Genomic DNA, 19,616 nt, shown 5'->3' with positions numbered 1-19,616 from the left:
TTATACTTCAGGTTAGTACAACGAAAAGGTTTGTCCAGAACAAGGGAACCGCAACTTAAGCCGATGGTTGCGGTGGATCAAGGACAGAACTATTACTCAGTATATCTCAAACGCCCGGACAACCCGGGTCACGCCATCTACATGACGGGCAATATCTACCGCTGCAGTGGCTTCCTGGTTAGTGACCAGGCCCATCAGGAAAACTTCTGAGTCTTCCACAATAATGCTGATTTGCGCAGTGGGTACTTTTTCTGAGGCAAGAATTTTGGTGCGAATTTTAGTCGCCAGCCAACGGTCGTATAATTCGCTGGAGGTCGCGAGGGGCTGACCTATGCGGATCTGGTTATGGATTTTTTGAATATAACCAATGGTTTTAATTTGCGCTTCGGCCTGATTTATTTCGGCCTGACCGGGGGCTTGCCCGGTTAGTAACGCCACTTTGTTGTATACGGTCACTTCGATATTGGCGTTTTCTTTCAGGTTTTGCTGCTCGCCAATGAGTCTTGAGGCGGTATTTTGTGCATTAAAGTCATCCAATTGAGTGCCGGCAGTACGACGATCATTAGACACAGATACGGCGGTGGCGCTGACAGCACCCATCGCTACCACTGCGCAACCGGTCAGGTTATTTAACAGCAACAGGGCGCCGGTAATGCCAATAAATTTGCGAAGTCGTGAATTAGTAATCATCAGGATCATGGGCCGGGAACAAACTGTCGTCAATACATTCGCACAAGCTATGGATAACCAGCAGGTGTACTTCCTGAATACGCGCGGTACGATTGGATGGAACGCGAATTTCAACATCGTGTTCGCCTAAAAATCCCGCCATTTCGCCACCATCCTTACCCGTCAGGGCAACAATGGTCATATCCCGGGAAAGGGCTGCTTCCATGGCATTAATGACGTTACGCGAATTGCCGCTGGTGGAGATGGCCAGTAACACATCGCCTGGCTGCCCAAGCGCACGAACTTGTTTTGAAAACACTTCATCAAAGCTGTAGTCGTTGGTAATCGACGTGAGGGTAGCGGTATCGGTGGTGATAGCAATGGCCGGTAAACTCGGACGGTCCCGTTCGAACCGATTTAACATTTCTGAAGAAAAATGCTGGGCATCGCCGGCTGAACCACCATTACCGCAACTTAAAATTTTGTTGCCACGGATCAAGGCTTCTACCATCATCATTGCTGCTTTATCGATGGCGGGGGGCAGCATTTCAGATGCGGCAATTTTGGTTTGAATACTTTCGGTAAAGTTAGCTTTGATATTTTCTATCATTGATGTCGTATCGTTATATTTAAATTACAGCTTGAGGTACCGGCCGCTACTGGCCAATATTTTTTAGCCATTTAATGTCGTCACCGTCAATAACAACGGCATCCAGTCGCATCGGCACCATATTCGGATTTACGCCATTATCACTTAAATAACGCTGAAACGCAGTACCCATTCGGTGTATTTTTGCCGGGTTGATGGATTCTGCAGCTTGTCCGTGGCTGTTTCGCTGGCGGTACTTCACCTCAATACACACCCAGGTATGCTGTTCTTTCATGATGAGATCTATCTCACTGCCCCGGTAAGTAATATTGCGGGCTACCGGGGTAAGTCCCAGCTGGCGTAAATAACGTTCGGCACGTTGTTCCTGGTTAGCGCCAATCCAACGAGCCATGGTGTTACTCGGCCAGTACCTGTACGCGCTCCTGCGAGACTACGGCTTCTGGCAGACTACGCACAATTTCGTTTTGCTGGTTTACGCTGAGATTGCCGGTAAGACCGCGATATTCCAGCTGTGGTAACCATGCCATACTGTTTAAGCGTGGCAGTAAATCATAAGCATCCACACCAAACGCAAACAGGCGCTGCAACGGTGTTGGCCGCTGTGGCCACAGCTGTTCGCTTTGCCGGGCCAGTGTTTGGGCCGGGTTACCGGGCAATACCCAGGGCATGTCCAGAAAGTGCAGGTTATCCAGATCCCGCCACTGATTGCGCGACTGCACGTAATCTATTGACCGGGAGGTGGCGAAAACCGGCACGGTTACGCCACCAAACGGGCTGATACTGGCTTCGATAACCGGGTTGACTAACTCGGTTTGTTCTGGCGATGTAAAGACTACCACGGCATCGATATCCCGGCGGTTACGGGCCAGATTATAAACTTCCACATCGGCAAAGCTCTGGATCTCTTTGATCCGGTCTTTACTTTGCGCCACGTCCAGCGCTTCTAAAATACCTTCGCGCAGGGTGTTGTTATCAGAATAGGTTACCAGCGTTGGCGCGCTGTGCTGGCTGGCGGCCAGTCCGCGGGTGAGCAGCTGCCAGCGTTGTAAAAACGCGTCCTGCATACGTTGGTGCAAGGTGTTTTCTGACGCCACCAGAATGGGCGAACGACGTCCCTGAGTAAATACCCGTTCGGCCAGCTGACGCGCTTCGTCTTCCGGCGCGAGTGCATAGTAAACCTGCGTGGCAAAACTACCGGGCATTATTTCTTCACGCTCACTATCCGGTTCAATAACCTGTTCACTGGTTTCGGGGCGATTGAGGGTTAAAATACGCTGCTGTGGATTGAGTTTTGGCAATAAGGCATCCACGTTCTCTTTAAGCAACGGGCCGATTATCCAGTCAGTATCACTGGCGGCGGTTGCCAGCTCATCGGCACTGGTGCCAACGGTATCGACAAAGTGCAACTGCGGAATCACCGTGGCATTCATGGTACTCGCGTCATTAAAGTAGGCGGCCAGAATACCTTCTTTAATGGCGGTGCCGGTAACTTCCAGACGGCCACTTAACGGCAGCATAACGACTATATTTTCGCGGCTGCTTTGCCCCAGCTGTTCAATGTTACTCAGATGATCAGGCCAGTTATTTACCAGCGGGTGATCGCGAAACACCTGTTGAAATCTGGCCAGTTGCTGTTTGAGTTGCTCCGGCTCAAAACCATGTTCAAGAATAAGCTGTCTGAGCGAAACATAAGCAGGCAGTTTGCTGAAGCGGGCACTGTTTTCAAGCTCTTTTTGACTGGCCTGATTGACCCACTGCCAGGCGGTAGAAACATGTTCAGCGTTGCTGTCATCACTGCTCAGTAAGGCATTGGCAGCGGCGAGCCATTGCCCGAGTCGTGCATACTCCACGGCCATTAACGAAAGCTTATGCTGCTCGATTTGCGGATCGGCCGTATTAACCGACTGGAGGATGGCCAGACGCTGGCTACTGCCAACTTTGACATCGTTGCGGTACAGATCGGCTATCAGTAAATGATAGCGGTTTTGCTGTTCCGGCAGTTCAACCTCGTCGCGTAACATGTAAACAATCTGGCTGGCTTTGGCTGACTCACCGTCGGCCAGCCAGGCCTCAGCGGCATCCAGTAAAAAGGCATTGCGCATCGAACGGGAGCCTGTTTGCTGCCAGATATCCTGGGCTTTGGCGACCATCATCGCCGGTGTTAATACGAGGTCAGCCTCAACTTTTGGCGCACTCTGCTGCACCGGTGCGTTAACCGGCGCACGGGTGGTTTGAGGGGTTGAACCGCAACCACTCAACAGTGAAGCACTAATTCCAACCAGTAATAATGACAAAGCACGGCGCATAGGGGTCCAGCATTTCCTTACAATCGTTCCTGAATGTCAGTTTAACTGACTGATATCTAAAATCTACGCATTAATCTAAATTCTGACCATTTGGCCGGGTATTGTTCACACAATGGTTTTCGCGGTTGTGACAAACAGGTATATTGACAGCCTTTACTCGCTTCGGATTTCACCCTATGACAGCCGCTACGCTTTTTATTGTACCAACGCCCATTGGTAATCTGCAGGATATTACCCAGCGCGCTATCGACGTGTTAAGTTCAGTGGCGTGGATTGCTGCAGAGGACACCCGTCACAGTCAAAAGTTGCTGCAGCATCTGGCTATTCAGGCCAGAACGTTATCTCTGCACGATCACAACGAAGAAAAACGTACCCAGATGCTGTGCAATAAATTGCAGGCCGGTGAGTCCGTTGCGTTAATCAGCGATGCTGGCACTCCGTTGATCAGCGATCCGGGGTTTGTTCTGGTACGCAGCTGTCGTGAGCAGGGGATCAACGTTGTTGCCTTGCCCGGGCCATGTGCAGCAATTACCGCGCTGAGTGCCTCGGGGCTTGCCACGGATCGCTTTATTTTTGAAGGCTTCTTACCGGCTAAAACCCAGGCGCGAATGAACGTATTGGAAACCTTACTAGAGAGGACTTGTACCAGCGTTTTCTATGAAGCGCCAAGACGTATTCTGGACACGGTTAACGATGTAAAAACCGTGCTCGGCGATGGCCGTCAGCTGGTACTTGCCAAAGAACTGACCAAGACCTTCGAAACCTATATCAGCGATACGCCGGATGGCGTTATTGCCTGGTTGCAAGCGGATCCCGTTCATCAAAAAGGTGAGTTTGTGCTGATGGTTGCCGGGGCGCCGCCCCGATCCGATGAAATGCCGGCCGAAGCTATGGCACTGCTTAAACGACTTAAACAGGACCTGCCGCTGAAAAAAGCCGCCGCTATTGTTGCAGATCATTACCAGTTAAAGAAAAACGCTTTGTATCAGGCCGGATTAGCTCTAGAATAATTACTGCCGAGTTACCCTACATCAGGCTGTTTGTTCTAAGGCCGCCATTAAAAAAATCAATTATTTACACACCGAGTTGTTGATCGGTGTTGTGCTTTTTTTTCAGAAGACACGCTACGTTTTTCGGAGAATAACGAATGCTTGAAAAAACGCTTAATATCGACATGGAACGCGGTAACTGGATGGTAAATATCATCAACGAGCATGGTGATAATGGTGTCTATGAACTGGTTTCACCGGCTCGCTCTGCGAAAGTGAATATCCATGACGATCACCTTTATGGATTTGAATACAGCATCGTGGGTAAGGCTAACAGCCCCTTTATCATCAGGCTGGATGACACCGTGCTGGCCGAAGGCACCATTGCCCCCAGTGGTATTAGCCGCGGACACGGTATTTTGTAAGCAAAAAAAAGCCGGCTACACCTTTAGCCGGCTTTGCTTTTGTGTACCTTGCTGGCGGTTAATCAGGATAAGCGCGATTTGAAATCGGCATAATTAAACTGACGAACCAGTTCAAAATCCCCATTCGAACGCAGAATGCCGATAGCCGGATGTTCCACACCATTAAAGAAGGTGGTTTTCACCATGGTGTAGTGCATCATGTCTTCAAACTGCAGACGATCGCCAATAGCCAAAGGCTTGGCAAAACTGTAGGTGTCGATAACGTCACCGGCCAGACAAGAGTTGCCGCCCAGTTTGATGTCGTAACCCAATTCGCCGGGCTGGCCCGCATGCAATATGGCAGGCCTGTACGGCATTTCCAGTACGTCCGGCATATGCGCGGTGGCAGAAATATCCAGCAGGGCGATAGGCCCTTCGTTATTAACGATATCCACCACTTCCGCTATCAGCGGCCCGGTTTGCCAGGCCACAGCAGAACCAGGCTCGAGGATCACGTCCAGATGCGGGTATTTGGCTTTAAAAGTTTTCAGCGTGGTAATGAGGTGTTCTACATCATAACCGGCGCGGGTCATCAGGTGACCACCGCCTAAGTTTAACCATTTTAGCTCGCCCAGCCATTTACCAAAGCGCTGCTCGATGGCGTCGAGTGTACGGGCGGTAGCAAATGAATCGCACTCACACAAATTGTGGCAATGAAACCCTTCAATACCGCCAAGGTCAACACCTTCCAGCTCGCTGGCACGGATGCCAAGACGAGACCCCGGCGCAGCCGGATCGTAGAGCGGAGTGTCGGCTTCCTGATGTTCCGGGTTAATCCGCAAGCCCAGCGAAACCCCTGGTAAGGCGTCTTTATATGCCTGCCATTGGGTTAGGCTGTTAAACGACAGGTGATTAACCAGACCGGCCAGTTCAGCAATGTCTCTGGCTTTATAAGCCGGGGCATAGGCGTGGACTTCCTTACCCATTTCACTGGCTAGTCTGGCTTCCCAAACTGAGCTGGCAGTAGCGCCATGCAGATATTGTTTGACGATGTCAAAACAGGACCACATGGAAAAGCCTTTCAGCGCCAGAATAATTCTGGCGCCGGAGCCATCCTGAACCCGTTTCATCAGTTCCAGGTTGTTTACCAGCTTAACTTCTTCCAGCACATAACAGGGTGATGGAATATCAGTGCGTTGGGTTAAATCGGTCACGCCTTGCTCTCCGCTACTTGCCATTACTTGCTGAATGGGCTGCTGTCACATTCGATAACGTGCCATGGCAGACCGTGGATGTTCAGCTCAGCCATAAACGGATCCGGATCGAATTGTTCCATGTTCCATACGCCCGGCTTATGCCATTTGCCCTGTAACATCATCATGGCGCCAATCATTGCTGGTACGCCGGTGGTGTAAGATACCGCCTGAGCGCCGACTTCTTCATTACAAACCGCGTGATCGCAGTTGTTATAGATGAAGATGGTTTTCTCTTTGCCATCTTTCACACCGGTAATGTAAGTACCAATACAGGTCATGCCGGTGTAGCCTTCCGCCAGTGAACCCGGGTTAGGTAATACGGCTTTTAAGAACTCGAGAGGCACGATTTGCTGGCCCTGGAATTCAACTGGCTCAATGCTGGTCATGCCGATACCTTCCAGCACGCGCAGGTGGTTAAGGTAGGCATCGCCAAAGGTCATCCAGAAACGGGCACGTTTCAGGGTAGGGAAATGCTTAACTATAGATTCCAGCTCTTCGTGGAACATCAGGTAAGAGGCGCGCACACCGATGTTCTGATAATCCAGATCTTCACGAACGCTTAATGGATCGGTTTCTTTCCACTCGCCGTCTTCCCAGAAGCGACCACGCTGAGTGATTTCGCGGATATTGATTTCCGGGTTGAAGTTAGTCGCAAAGGCCTGACCGTGATCACCACCATTACAATCCACGATATCCAGATAGTGAATTTCGTCAAAATAGTGTTTCGCAGCATAAGCGGTGTATACATTGGTAACACCCGGATCGAAGCCTGAACCTAACAGGGCCATGATGCCGGCTTCTTTAAACTTATCCTGATACGCCCACTGCCAGCTGTATTCGAATTTGGCAACGTCTTTTGGCTCGTAATTGGCAGTATCCAGGTAATCGGTTTTGGTTGCCAGGCACGCGTCCATGATTGGCAGATCCTGATATGGCAGGGCCAGGTTAACAACCAGATCCGGTTTAACGTCGTTGATTAGGGCTTCAACGGCTTTGGCGTCGTCGGCATCAACGGCGAAAACGCCCTTTACGCGATCAGCTCCAACTTCCTGTTGCAGCGCTTCGCACTTGGATACGGTGCGGCTGGCCAGATAAATTTCGTCGAAATACTCAGGCAAACGAGCACATTTTTTAATGGTAACTGCCGCTACGCCACCGGCACCGATAATCAGAACACGAGACATATAATTATCCCTTTTAGAGTGGGTTTAAAATTTGCGTTGAATGCTATCAGACGGCGTGAAATAGGCAAGTAAAGTCGTACGCCTGAGCTGTAAAAGCACAGTGTTTATTCAGGCGTTACACCGGTCTGACTATAAGTCGGTATGATTACTTTTCGACCAGCGGAGGTGCAAGGATAACGCGCTGGTTTTTACGATAATAGGGATAAACCACTGACCGCTCAGGACGATTAGGTTCGCACAGGGTGATGACTATGGCATCCTGTGCTTCTTTTTCATTGATTTCGATTTGTGCCGCGTACACCAAAGTAGCGTAAGCGTCGTTATCGGTAATGTTATCGATAACACGCCATTGCAAATGCTCAAGAATTTGCATCTCGCCGGGATTTTCTACGCCAAAGTCTTCGCTGAATAAGCAACCAATACGGCCTTTTTCGTAGATGGCGGCGAAGGGATAAAAGCTGTTTTCCATGCGTAGCAGTGTTTTACAAAGCACCAACGACCTGTCGATTAACAACTGACTGGGGCGTGAAAAAACGGTGTAATTGTCACTCATGCATTTTCCCTGTTAGTTAAATAGTTTATCTGTATAGGGTTTGTAACGTTACAGCCCGGCCTGAAGATCATTTCGCGCGCCTTGTAAACCACCGGTATGGACAATAATAATCTGTTGGCCTGCCGGGAAAAACGCTTGTTTAAGCAATTCCTTCATAGCAAAAAACACCTTGCCAGAATATACCGGTTCTACCGCAATGCTGTATTTTTGCTGCATTTCTTCACACAAACTGAGCAAATCTGCTGACTTTCGTGCATAACCACCATGATGAAACTGGTGCAGAATTTGCCAGCGGCAGTCTGATTTTTCGGGTAAAAATTGTGCTACGAGATTTTCAAGATACCCAACCCCATTAAGAACTGCAATACCTAAAACCTGTTGTTGTTCTGAAACGCCGCTAACCATACCCGCCATGGTGGCACCACTGGCCACTGGCGTAACAATGGTATCAAAAGGTTGCTGGCACTCCGCTAGCATGGCATGAATGCCCTGCAGAGCGAGCTGCTGGCTGCCGCCTTCGGGGATAATTAGTGCCTGAGGGTAATCCCGGGTCAATAGCGCTAAGTAGTCCTGGCTATGGCGCTGCTGATATTCGATTTTGGTGACATAGCGAATCTCGGCGCCCCAGTGCAGCAAATCCGCAATCATTGGTGTTGGATTTGCCTGGTAGTGCCCGCGGATAATGGCAGTAAAAGCGATACCCAGTTGTTTACAACACCAGCCCAGTGCATGGAGATGGTTGGAATAACCGCCGCCAAAACTAACGATGTGCTGACAGGTTGCAGCGTGATGCGCCAGCAGGGCGCTCATCTTACGCCACTTGTTACCAGAAATAACCGGATGGATGAGGTCGTCGCGCTTGATCCAAAGGTTAACACGCTCGGCACCAGGCCAGTCTGGTGTAAAAGGCATAAGGGGGGAGGGCAGGGTTAAGCCAAGACGATGGCTCAGATCACTTTCAGTAACGGACATAACCAACAATTTTAAACGGCAAGCGTTGAGACTAATAACATGCCTGATAAATTGCAATAGTGATCAACTCGGGGGTCCTGTCGGTATAAGAAATCCAAAGATACATCGCGTGGAGCAAAGGTAATGAAACTAGCGTGGACGACTGGACTGCTGTATTCGCTTGCGGCGGGAACAGGCATGGCCAATGAGGTGATCCCAGAGCCTGTGCAGGCGGTGGTTCAGGAGGCCAAGGTGGTTGGCAAAGCCCGTTACTCTTATTTGTTCTGGGATATTTACGATGCCCATTTATTTGCCTCACAGGGGAAATGGCTGGCTGATCGCCCTTTTGCCTTGTCGCTGACCTATCTACGTGACTTCGACGGCAGTGACATCGCGTCAAGGTCGATAAAGGAGATGCGCGAACAAGGGCTTGATAACGCTGAACTGCATAGCCGCTGGCTACAGCAAATGGAAGCGCTTTTCCCCGACGTGGTTGCCCAGGACACCATTGTTGGGCTGGTAACCGAAAATCGCGTTACGCGGTTTTACCATAATGGCGAATGGCTGGGTGATGTGGAAGACCCCGCATTTGCCACCTGGTTTTTTAATATATGGCTGGGGCCAAACACCAGTGAGCCTGAATTCAGGGCCGAATTATTACAACAGGAGTGAATCCGATGAAACACATAATGCTGATTTTATTATTGATGGGTGTTGTTGCCGGTTGCAGCACGTCCATCGATGGCAGTAAGTACCAGCAAACCACACCGCCGCTGGCCCTTGAGCGTTTTTTTAATGGCAAAGTAAAAGCCTGGGGGATTGTGCAAAATCGTTCCGGTGATGTGGTTCAGCGCTTCACCGTTGATATTGATGGACGTATAGAAGGTAGCGTGCTAATTCTGGATGAAACCTTTACTTATGAAGTTGGGGAAGGGCCCCAGCAGCGAACCTGGCGCATTACACCTATGGGCAATGGCGTTTATCAGGGCGAGGCGGGCGACATTTTAGGTACCGCCAAAGGGACGTCCTACGGCAATGCGTTTAATTTTCAGTATGAAATGGATTTGCCGGTGGATGATACGACCTATAAAGTTGCTTTTGATGATTGGTTCTGGGCGATGGGAGACGGTACGTTAATGAACCGGTCTTACGTGAAGAAATTTGGCCTGGTGATGGCCGAAGTCACGATTTTTATGCAGCAGCAATAAAACTACTAATGGAGAAGCTTAGGTGACAATTTTTCTACTGTGTTTACTGTTTGTCTGTGTGATGCCTTTTTTGGCGAAGTTGCCGCTGGCCTGGGCCATGCAGAAAGCGGGGGGCTACGACAATAAACACCCAAGAGCGCAGCAGCAAGGGTTAACCGGGTTTGGTGCTCGTGCAAATGCGGCGCATTATAATTGCTTTGAGGCTATCACCTACTATGCGCCAGCGGCTTTGGCTGTGTTGGCCCTGGGGGCAGTTGGTTCACTGCACATTTATCTGGCCGTGGCCTTTGTTATTTGTCGTATCGTGTACCTGGTTTGCTATTGGTACGACATCGACAAGCTGCGTAGCATCATGTTTGTGGCAGGGCTGGGGATCAGCGTGGCCATGTTCGCCACGCTGTTTTAGTCAGCGCTTTTTAAACTGGCAAAGTTTATCCGGAAACATCAGAATCAGATTGCCGTTTAATTTGCGTTAAGACTGGAATTTGCTTCAATAAAAACCAGGTATTCATTGATGGATTTAGCGAAGGCTGCGGCAAATTTCTTACGGTTCTCTGCCGTGTCCCGCACGCCATCAAAATTGGCTTCTATTTGTAAACCAAACACCTTTGGATAGTCAGCCGAGGTATAGCGCCGGGTGTTATAGCCGCCATTAAAATAGGGCTCGCCCTCCTGCGGGAAAGGATCCGACTGACTGGGTACACCTGGAAAACCAGCCTTTGCCAGCAGTGTTCCCAGTGCTTTATCGCCGGTAAATAAGCTTTCCAGTGATAGCTTGTCATTATCTTTTAACAGGTTTCGTAATGACGTTTGCCCGGCGCGTTCGCCGTTTGTTTGTGGCGCTTCGTAACTTTGACGTAAAGCAGGTGTTCGCAACAGATAGCCCAATTCTAAACGCTTAACCGGATGGCTTTGGCCGTGCAGGTCGATATACATCGCATAACCGAATTTATCGATAGCTTCTTTAAGCGCTTGTTCTATGGCTGTATGATATTGCTCCCATGTTTCTTCCATCAATGGGTTTTCACAGGTAGCAACAGCTTTATCCCGATTGAGGTCGATTTTTGTGCGTGCAATGCGAGCAACAATCAGGTGTGGTGTTTTACCTTCCCGGGCAAAGGCATTTTTAATCTCAAACGCTAAGTCAGCAGTGTTACTGTCTTGTACTTTAGCGCCACAGGTTTTGTCGGGTATGTCATCGGGTTTGATTGAGCCGCCGTGGGGTGCACTAATCACCAACGGCATATTGCCATCAACAGTATCCAGCCAACTGGCTGCGAATTTTGGCTGGGTTGCGAGTGATGGCCCGGAGGTTGTTTTTGGGGTGATATTAGTGGTGTTTTCGGCACAACCTACCTGAAAAAGTGCCACGGCTAAGCAACAAATTTGAATACCCTTTGTGGTACTCAATTTACCTCGTTTACTTCTCAGCATTATCTATTATCCAAATTGCTAAAGGGTTATTTCAAAACGTAAGTCGATTACGCAGGGGCTAAAGCCCCTGCCTGGATTACTTAATAAATCTTACGTTATCCAGCTCTAACCAGAATGACTCTTCACCAGAACCGGCAACACTGATACCGATTGAACGTAATAGCTCGATATTTACAGGTTTTTTCCCGGTAAAGCTGTCAAAAGGAACAACGATTTTTTGCCAGCCGCTAATAACATCTATTGTGGCTGTACCACTGCCACCATAGGCGTCCATAGCAATAATGTAGCTGCCAGGCTTGGCGTTAATATCAAAGGCAACGGCGCTGAATTCAGAAGCGTCAACAGGTACAAAGCTTCCTTCAGAGAGAGGAAAAATGACCCCGGCCTTAGGCTTGGGCTTGTTCTCAAGCTCGATAGTTACACTCAGGTTATGATCACCTTTTTCGCTACCTGGTTTTTCTACCATTAACACGTGGCTGCGTGGGAAACTGTAATCGAGATCGGCCCGGCGTAACGTACCATACTGAGTTAATCCGCGTTCGCCTTCGAAGTCATCAATCATCGCCAACGCCGGGGTGGCTGGTGGTATTTCAGGCCCTTGTTGGCCGACTAGCTCACCATCCTTTACTACCAAAATACCGTCAACATAGACGGCGGACACATTGCGGTAATCAGAGATATTTTTCCAGGGTTCTCCACTTAACAGTACGAAGTCAGCGCGTTTACCCACTTCGATAGTGCCACGGTCTTTGCCTACGCCCAGAGCCTCGGCACTGCCAAGGGTACCAGCAATTAACGCCTCTTTAGCCGATACGCCAAAATTGGTCATCAGCTCCATTTCCCGGACACTTGATTCGCCAAATGGCGTCCGACCAATGCCGGAGTCTGTGCCCAGCGCCAGGGTTACACCAGCCTCGTTAAATAGCGACAGATTATATTCAGAGTTTTGTTGACGGCTTTCACCTGCTTTTATTTGTGCCGGGGAATAGGACGCGATTTTATCCGGGCGCATTTCATAAACAGCTAATGTCGGGGCATAAAATACGCTGTGGTCTACCAGCAATGCTGCCAGCTCATCAGTCGCTTTTTCATCCTGGATGGCGTGGGCAATAGCCGTTACGTTACCCAAAGCCGCGCGTTTAGCGCCGTCTGTGGTAACAGTATGCGTTAGAACAGGCCAGCCACGTGTTTTAGCTTGATGGGTTAACTCCTGAAGTGCATGCAAACTGATATCAGTGTCACTTTTGGGATTGCCATAGCGCCAGCCATCCGCAAAGACCTTGATAACATCAGGTTGATAATCATCGAGATATTCCATGACTTTCTTAGCTTCTTCGGGCGAAGCGACCAGTCTGGTCATACGTTCATCTGCCCAGTCTGCACCGTGCCCGCCTGGCGGCGCGATGCGCGCCGCATAGGCCACATGTGGTGAAATGAGGTGGCTTTTGTGCCATTCGCGCTTGGCAGCGTAAGAGTCTGGTGATGAGTGAAAATCGGTCGCCGTAGTGACGCCATACCGGAGTAATTCTGTTGCTACCACCGATCGGTTAGCGGTCCAATGGACATGAATATCACTCAGGCCGGCAACAAGACTTAATCCTTCACCGTTAACTAACGTGGTATTGGCTGGTTGTTTAAGTTCTGGGGCAATTGCGCTGAACCGTCCTTTTTCGATGATGACGTCAGCAACAAACGGATCGCTGCCGGTACTGTCAAATACGGTGATATTATCTATAAAAATAGTCTCTGCACTGACCCCCAGGGCAAAAATGGTATTAAGGGCCATTGCTTTAGCTATAATTGTTGTCGTTTTATTTGTCATTTTTCTATTCTCCCTGTGAACCGGTTTCGCCATAAACATTTATCGCATTAGGTATATATCGTTGTTCCAATTGATCCTGCCTTGTCTCTAATGACTGGGCCTGCCCTTTTATAAATAACGCAGTTATTTGGCTCAAAGGTTCCAGAGGATCGCCGTCCCATACTGCTATGTCCGCGCGCATTCCAGGTTTGATCTGTCCCACGTTGGTTAAATTAAATACCTCGGCAGGGGTAGCGGAAATCGCTTTTATTGCTTCGTCGTAAGGCAAGCCATTGCCGACAGCCATACCAGCAAAGTAACGTATTTTGCCCGCATCATGAGCAGAAGTAGGTCCGCCAATAACAATTTTTACGCCGGCTTTATGCATCAGTGTAATATTCTGATTAGCCGCATTAAGCATATCGAAGTTACCTGGCATGTTATCGGTTGGGTCTACTACGACCGGAATCTTCGCATCTGCAAGCTGCTTAGCGACCATCCAGCCTTCAGCGACACCAACGAACACCGGCTTAATGTCGGTGCTTGCCAGAAGCGTGATTAACGCGGTGATATCAGAGGCACGGTTGACTCTGAAAGCCATCGGTATGTCTCCCTGCATAACCGGAACCAGCGCTTTTAAGTCGTAACGAGACCAGCTTTTTGCCTTTAATGGACCCGCTTTATCTCCTGCTTGAGCAAACGTCGCTGCATCCTCAAGCTCAGCGCGTAATCTAGGAAACGTGGCTCCTCGTCCTGCGCTTACCGCCTTTAGATCCCAGAACATGACTTTTCCAGGTATGACTGCATCGGGATTAAAGCTGTCTTGCGTGGTAAACCAGGCAGCCAGACCGGCGTAGTGAGAATCCCGGCTACTCCGTGGAGCAATGATTGCGCTACTGACACCGCCGCGCCTGGCTACCGGTACTGCTGAAGAAAATGGGTTAACGATATCAGCAACGTTATAGGCGGCGGTGATGGCTTTGTCTTTGGAAGCACTTTCAGAAGCATTGGCTCCCCCATTTATTTCACTAATGCCTAAAGCACTCTCTGAATTGATGAACCCGGGGGTGATTGTTTTGCCGTTATAGTCGAATACCTTTGCGTCATTGGGGGCGCTTATTGAGCTTGCGACCTCGGTAATCACGCCGTCAGTAATTAAAACATCGCCTTTGTTTAGGGAGCCAGTGTCACTGGCGGTAATAATCCGGGCATTTTTGAGTAGTAAAGTGTCGGCTAGTGTAGTGGGCAGTATTAACCAGCTTAACGTAAAAATAGCTAACGATACTTTAGTCATAGCTAGTCTCCGAAATTGCCTGACCTGTTAAAAAGTCAGAAGTAGTGGAATGGGGCGCGTCTCTGTCGACAACTAATACACCGTCGATAAAAACCTTATTAGCTTTAGCATAAATACTGAAAGGATCGTGGCTCCATATCACGACATCAGCATTTTTGCCCGGTAACAGGCTGCCGGTTCGATCATCAATTTTAAGGGTTTTGGCGGGGTTTAGAGTAATCCATCGCAGCGCCTGTTCTCTGGTAATAGGTGTTGTGGCGCGTTTGGCCTGTGCCATGCCTTTGGCCGCTTCGACATTCAGGCGCTGACCAAGCACGCTGCTGTCTGAGTGAATCATGGTGAGTACGCCAGCCCATTCGGTTGCTGCCGCATTCATAGGCACACCGTCATAAGCTTCCATTTTAAAGCCCCAACGGTCAGGCCAGGTGGCAACCCCAATGCCGTCTTTAGCCAATAATTCAGTGATTTTGTATGCCTGGGTAGCATGATGCATTGTGCCGATCTTAAAACCAAACTCATGGGACAGGTCGATCATCATGGCCATCTCATCAGCGCGGTAGCAATGCAGGTGTACACTAATTTCACCAGTGAGAATGCCTGCGATGGTTTCTAATTCGAGATCCGTTTTAACGTCGCCGTTGCGCTTTTTTTCAAGATAGTTTTGGCCGTCGATAAAGGCATTACGAAATCCTTTCATATTACCCATTCTGGTAAAGGGGTCTTTGTCTTTGGCTGCATAGTTTATTGGGTTTTCCCCACAGGCCATTTTAACGCCATAGGCGGTGTCGGGCATCTTCATGCCTTGCACCGTCGCAGAGGGGACATTTTTTAAAATGACCGAACGCCCTCCAAATAAATTGGCAGAGCCGGGCAAAATATTGAGTGTGGTGACACCGCCTTCTCTGGCGCGTTGAAAGCCCGGGTCCTGAGGCCAAACGGAATGTTCAACCCAGACTTCGGCTGTATTTTTCTCTGTTTTTTCATTGCCATTGCGCATTGATGGCATACCCGGTGATGAAAAGGCACCCAAGTGCGAATGGATGTCAATAATGCCGGGAGTGACCCATTGCCCTTTAGCATCAATGATTTTTATTCCCTTGGGGATGCGTACCCTGGAACCGATTTTGGCAATTTTTCCGTTTCTAATAATTAAGGTACCGTTGGGGATTTCGTCACCCTCTGCGGGCATTATTGTTGCGCCAACGATAGCGACATCCTGCGATAATTTTGGCTTATAAGTTGATGGGTAGGGGGCTTCAGCCTCAGCGCTGGCAGCGCCAAAGCTGAATAAGCTCGCCATCAGGGCAAGCAAAGGTTTTATTTGCATATTTGCTTCCTCACGCGATTGCGCAATCTTTAATTCGTTGTGGGCAGTAATGAAGTATGCCGGGCATAGCCCGGCATTATTTTCAAACCGCTTAGAACTCAGTTAATAAGTTCAGGTAGAAATAACGTGGAATAGGTGAGTGCACAGAGCCGGAGTAACCATATGTCTCATCAGCCATAGGCGGCTCGCGATCAAACAGGTTACGCACACCAATTTTGACTTTGGTGTTAGCCAGTGCATCGTCATCGAAGCTGTATTGCGCATAAAGATTAACCACAGTGTGATCATCAACGCGCCAATAGTCACCGTCTACTCGCAACGAGGTATCGTAGAAACCGGTTACATATCTTGCGCTCGCACCAACGCGGAATTGATCGTAAGACCAGGTCAGTGAAGACGATACACGCCATTTTGGATTACCGTTTTGCTCAATCCGGCTTGAAGACGAAGGTAACTCGGTACCTTCGTTAATCAGGCCTGCGTCGCGCGCAGCATAAAGCTCATTAATTGCATCTGGTACGCCACGGGTAAACTCAAGCATTCTTGATGCATTAATATTAAAGTTAAAATCACCAAAAGCGGTTTGCGGTAGTTTCCAAATGAAGCTTAAATCAACACCGCGAACTTTTTGCGGTTGCAGGTTGCGATACATATCAGCCACATAAGTGACCTGACCAACCGGGTCAATGCCAGTGCCAGCAAATCGTGCAATGTCATCAGCATCCGGCTCCAGACGCGTTACATTAGGGTTGGTGCCCCCTTGCACACGCTCAAGATAATCCACGATCAGTGCGTTACCGCCACCAAACACACCAACGATACCGGTTTGCTCAATCGACCAGTAGTCAGCAGACAGGGTGATATTGCCCATTGTTTCAGGCAGGAAGTCCGGCATTAATACGATACCACTGGTCCAGTTGGTCGATTCTTCGGCCTCAAGGTCCGGGTTACCAGAACGGCGGGCAGTCGCCACATTACGTTCATCACAGTCGTCAAAACTCGCAATTCGTCCGGCACGCAGGTCTGCCTCACAGAATACCCAGTCGGTGCGGGTATTGCCTCGGGTGATCAGCGACGCGTTTACCTGTTCGAGGTTAGGTGCACGGAAACCTTCTGAATAGGCACCGCGTAAACGCACGTAGTCGTTAACTACCCAGGATGCCGAGATTTTTGGTTTGGCGACGCTACCGAAGTCACTGTAATCTTCAAACCGACCGGCTAACTGCACATTGAAAGACTGCATAAACGGAATATCCATTTCTTCACTCACCAGTGGAATGGCCATTTCGGCATAGGCAGAGAACACCTTACGCGACCCGTAATTATCTGGAGTTGGACTAACCCCAAACAGGTTACTCTCCTGTAGATTACCGGTCACCGTATCCAACCAGGTGTTGGTGCCATCTACGTTGGCATCACGGTCATCAAGCTGTGTTTCACGGCGGAACTCAGCACCAACCGCTAAGCCCACATCACCAGCCCAGGTAGTAAAGATGTCAGGCGTTGAGGCATTGGCATCAATTTGGAATAGGGTGGTTTTGTTCTTTCTGTTTGGAGTAATGCTGATAGCATCCAGCGCGGCTTGCGAACTGAACACCGTATCAGAGCCCGGATTTTCCAGATCCCCACCATTAAACGGATTAAACGCGTCGGGAGTAGAAAGGCCAAGGCTTTCCTGTAATAAGGTTGCGCTGATACCATCCTGCAAATCGTCCACTTTGGCTTCACTGTAGAATATTGCAGTTTCCCAGTCCCAGTTGGTGGTCGCGCCGCGTAAACCAGTTAAAACGCGGTATTGTTCAGCGGTAACCCGCACATTCGTTGCGCCTAAATCCGTGAAACGCAAACGGCTTATGGTTACCGGTAAGCCTTCCGCCGGTGCATCAATACCGGCTAAGCGGTTAGGGTTAACCGTACCATCAGCAAATGTCACCGGGCCAAACGGGTTATAGTAGTTGGTGGCCGGAACGGTCATGCTGATTGAGCCGATCGAGAACACCGCATCCTGGGTACTTTCGGTTTCGCCACGGTAGTAGCTGGCTTCACCAAACCATTGGATGTCTTCGGTGATGTCATACTTGGCCATGGCAAAAGTGTTAATACGCTCCAAATCGGGCATCAGCGCAATCGGGTAATTCTGACGTGAGTCCCAACGCAGGTTTTCATCGGAGCTGGTGGTAGATGCGCTGCCGTCATCAATACATATGCCGTTTGCAAGCGCAGCTAAACAACCGCTATTGTAAGCCGGTTGCACATGGAAAGAGCCGCCGGAAGTGGTAATACGACTACCATCCTGATAAACCGGTACCCCACCAACGGTTTGAAAATTACCCCATGGCGTTGTTGTACTGGTATTGCGTAAAGAGCCTGAGCCTTCTGCCGCAGTGCCAACAAATAACGGGCGCAGATCGCCCATGGATGAAAAGGTTTGATCTGTTGCCAATAGTGCGGATCGATCGGTGTAACTTGTAAATAGTGTAAAGTTACCACGCTCACCTAAAGCAAAGCCAAAGGTACCGTTCAGATTGATTTCATCCATATTAGTGCCAGACGCTTTTCCGTACTGACCTTCTAGTTTAACGCCTTCATATTCGTCGTTTAAAACGATATTGACCACACCCGCTACGGCATCTGAACCGTAAATAGCACCGGCACCATCACGCAGTATTTCTACACGTTTAATGCCGTTCATTGGAATGGTATTGGAGTTAAATGTCAAAACGGGTGCGAGGGTACCACTGGCCTGGCTGCTTGGGTAATTAACGCCTCGCCGGCCATTAATTAGTACTAGTGTACTGCCAACGCCTAAGTTTCTTAGATCAACTGAACCAACGTCACCCCGTGCAAAGTTACTACTCACTTGTCCCCGGGTCTGGTTAAAGCTGACATCACCCATTTGTGGAATAGAGCGGAATAAGTCTTCGCCGGAAACTGCGCCAATAGCTTCTATTTCATCACTACCAATTACAGAAACGGGTAATGAATCTCCAACATAGGCACCGGCAATACGAGAACCTACAATCGTAATTCGCTCTTGTTGTTCTTCAGCCGTGGCGTCTGTTGTATCCGGTGTTTCTTGAGCATAACCAGCGCTAGACGCTGCCAGCAGTGATGCGATAACACCACGCGTAGTTTTTTTAACTTTAGTTTTCAATTCAGTTTTCTTCATTTCACTTGCTCTTCTTTCAGACGGCTTTGATACCGGCGCGGGTGCCGGATTTACGGTCTCTGAGCGGGCGACAGTTGGGCGTTTTATTAGAATTGTACCCTTAACTGACACAGAGCCTTCCAAGTCGGTGCCTGTTAGCAGCCGGTGTAAGCCGTCCTGAATAGAATAGTGACCGTTGAGAGCAGAGGTTGTCTCTTGTGCCACCAGATTTTGCGGAAATAAAATAGCGAGTCCAGCCTGTCTGGCGAAGCTTAAAAGGCCTTCCTCAGCAGACTGTTCTGGGATGTTGAAGTCTCGGGTCTGTTCGGTCTCTGCCTGCCTGGCAGAAACCGGTGTAACGGCGGTTAACGTCGCTACCAAACAACAAAACAAGAGGACTATTATCCGCTTTATGCTCACCACTATTCCCACGTATCAGCCGATCTTTTTGCGCCGGCTTCTCAACAGAGAAGCGGGGCTTT

The 19,616-nt window shown here is 49.3% G+C and carries 18 protein-coding genes; 5 read left to right on the top strand and 13 right to left on the bottom strand.

The window, feature by feature from the left end:
- Positions 1-96: 96 nt before the first annotated feature.
- The 4 genes from BFC17_RS19795 to BFC17_RS19780 are packed head-to-tail and all read right to left on the bottom strand — an operon-like array spanning position 97 to position 3,585.
- The gene (locus BFC17_RS19795; protein WP_083271862.1) at positions 97-690 is read right to left on the bottom strand and encodes a BON domain-containing protein; all 594 of its coding nucleotides are present in this window, start codon (positions 688-690) and stop codon (positions 97-99) included.
- The gene (locus BFC17_RS19790) at positions 680-1,279 is read right to left on the bottom strand and encodes a phosphoheptose isomerase (protein WP_070178244.1); all 600 of its coding nucleotides are present in this window, start codon (positions 1,277-1,279) and stop codon (positions 680-682) included. Before BFC17_RS19790 ends, BFC17_RS19795 begins: the two co-directional genes overlap by 11 nt.
- Before the next feature lie 46 nt (positions 1,280-1,325).
- Positions 1,326-1,670, bottom strand: coding sequence for a YraN family protein (locus BFC17_RS19785; RefSeq protein ID WP_070178243.1), 345 nt, complete (start codon positions 1,668-1,670; stop codon positions 1,326-1,328).
- A 4-nt stretch (positions 1,671-1,674) separates the two neighbouring features.
- On the bottom strand, positions 1,675-3,585 hold the full coding sequence (locus tag BFC17_RS19780) for a penicillin-binding protein activator (RefSeq protein ID WP_070178242.1): 1,911 nt from the start codon (positions 3,583-3,585) through the stop codon (positions 1,675-1,677).
- Positions 3,586-3,761: 176 nt separating this feature from the next.
- Between BFC17_RS19780 and rsmI the strand changes: the two genes are divergently transcribed.
- The gene (gene rsmI, locus BFC17_RS19775) at positions 3,762-4,595 is read left to right on the top strand and encodes a 16S rRNA (cytidine(1402)-2'-O)-methyltransferase (RefSeq protein WP_070178241.1); all 834 of its coding nucleotides are present in this window, start codon (positions 3,762-3,764) and stop codon (positions 4,593-4,595) included.
- Positions 4,596-4,732: 137 nt separating this feature from the next.
- Entirely contained in the window at positions 4,733-4,999 is a 267-nt protein-coding gene (locus tag BFC17_RS19770) for a hypothetical protein (RefSeq protein WP_070178240.1), read from the top strand.
- 62 nt (positions 5,000-5,061) lie between these two features.
- Here the strand turns inward: BFC17_RS19770 and nspC are convergent, their stop codons facing one another.
- The 4 genes from nspC to BFC17_RS19750 all read right to left on the bottom strand — a co-directional run bounded on the left by nspC (position 5,062) and on the right by BFC17_RS19750 (position 8,943).
- The gene (gene nspC, locus BFC17_RS19765) at positions 5,062-6,192 is read right to left on the bottom strand and encodes a carboxynorspermidine decarboxylase (protein WP_083271874.1); all 1,131 of its coding nucleotides are present in this window, start codon (positions 6,190-6,192) and stop codon (positions 5,062-5,064) included.
- Positions 6,193-6,215: 23 nt separating this feature from the next.
- Positions 6,216-7,418, bottom strand: coding sequence for a saccharopine dehydrogenase family protein (locus BFC17_RS19760; RefSeq protein WP_070178238.1), 1,203 nt, complete (start codon positions 7,416-7,418; stop codon positions 6,216-6,218).
- 145 nt (positions 7,419-7,563) lie between these two features.
- Positions 7,564-7,971, bottom strand: coding sequence for a hypothetical protein (locus BFC17_RS19755; RefSeq protein ID WP_070178237.1), 408 nt, complete (start codon positions 7,969-7,971; stop codon positions 7,564-7,566).
- Between the two features lie 48 nt (positions 7,972-8,019).
- Entirely contained in the window at positions 8,020-8,943 is a 924-nt protein-coding gene (locus BFC17_RS19750; RefSeq protein WP_070178357.1) for a 1-aminocyclopropane-1-carboxylate deaminase/D-cysteine desulfhydrase, read from the bottom strand.
- A gap of 123 nt (positions 8,944-9,066) precedes the next feature.
- Here BFC17_RS19750 and BFC17_RS19745 point away from each other — a divergent pair, with 123 nt between their 5' ends.
- Genes BFC17_RS19745 through BFC17_RS19735 form a run of 3 tightly spaced genes read left to right on the top strand, consistent with a single transcriptional unit; the run spans position 9,067 to position 10,536 of the window.
- The gene (locus BFC17_RS19745) at positions 9,067-9,594 is read left to right on the top strand and encodes a chalcone isomerase family protein (RefSeq protein WP_070178236.1); all 528 of its coding nucleotides are present in this window, start codon (positions 9,067-9,069) and stop codon (positions 9,592-9,594) included.
- A gap of 5 nt (positions 9,595-9,599) precedes the next feature.
- Entirely contained in the window at positions 9,600-10,130 is a 531-nt protein-coding gene (locus BFC17_RS19740) for a DUF3833 domain-containing protein (RefSeq protein WP_070178235.1), read from the top strand.
- A 22-nt stretch (positions 10,131-10,152) separates the two neighbouring features.
- The gene (locus BFC17_RS19735) at positions 10,153-10,536 is read left to right on the top strand and encodes an MAPEG family protein (RefSeq protein WP_070178234.1); all 384 of its coding nucleotides are present in this window, start codon (positions 10,153-10,155) and stop codon (positions 10,534-10,536) included.
- A gap of 56 nt (positions 10,537-10,592) precedes the next feature.
- On the opposite strand, the gene BFC17_RS19730 is transcribed toward BFC17_RS19735, so the two are convergent.
- From BFC17_RS19730 to BFC17_RS19710, 5 genes are all read right to left on the bottom strand, one after another.
- Positions 10,593-11,540: an N-formylglutamate amidohydrolase gene (locus BFC17_RS19730; protein WP_139142149.1), complete on the bottom strand. Its 948-nt coding sequence runs from the start codon at positions 11,538-11,540 to the stop codon at positions 10,593-10,595.
- Positions 11,541-11,640: 100 nt separating this feature from the next.
- A complete protein-coding gene (locus tag BFC17_RS19725) occupies positions 11,641-13,386 on the bottom strand; it encodes an amidohydrolase family protein (RefSeq protein ID WP_070178232.1) in 1,746 nt (581 codons plus the stop codon).
- Positions 13,387-13,390: 4 nt separating this feature from the next.
- On the bottom strand, positions 13,391-14,659 hold the full coding sequence (locus BFC17_RS19720; RefSeq protein ID WP_070178231.1) for an amidohydrolase family protein: 1,269 nt from the start codon (positions 14,657-14,659) through the stop codon (positions 13,391-13,393).
- Entirely contained in the window at positions 14,652-15,986 is a 1,335-nt protein-coding gene (locus BFC17_RS19715; RefSeq protein ID WP_070178230.1) for an amidohydrolase, read from the bottom strand. Before BFC17_RS19715 ends, BFC17_RS19720 begins: the two co-directional genes overlap by 8 nt.
- Before the next feature lie 91 nt (positions 15,987-16,077).
- The gene (locus tag BFC17_RS19710) at positions 16,078-19,527 is read right to left on the bottom strand and encodes a TonB-dependent receptor (protein WP_217494042.1); all 3,450 of its coding nucleotides are present in this window, start codon (positions 19,525-19,527) and stop codon (positions 16,078-16,080) included.
- Positions 19,528-19,616 lie beyond the last annotated feature (89 nt).

This window comes from Marisediminitalea lipolytica, from assembly GCF_001758465.1.
GTDB lineage: Bacteria > Pseudomonadota > Gammaproteobacteria > Enterobacterales > Alteromonadaceae > Alteromonas > Alteromonas lipolytica.
Note: the sequence above shows the minus strand (reverse complement) of the source record. Positions and strands in the feature narration are given on the sequence as shown.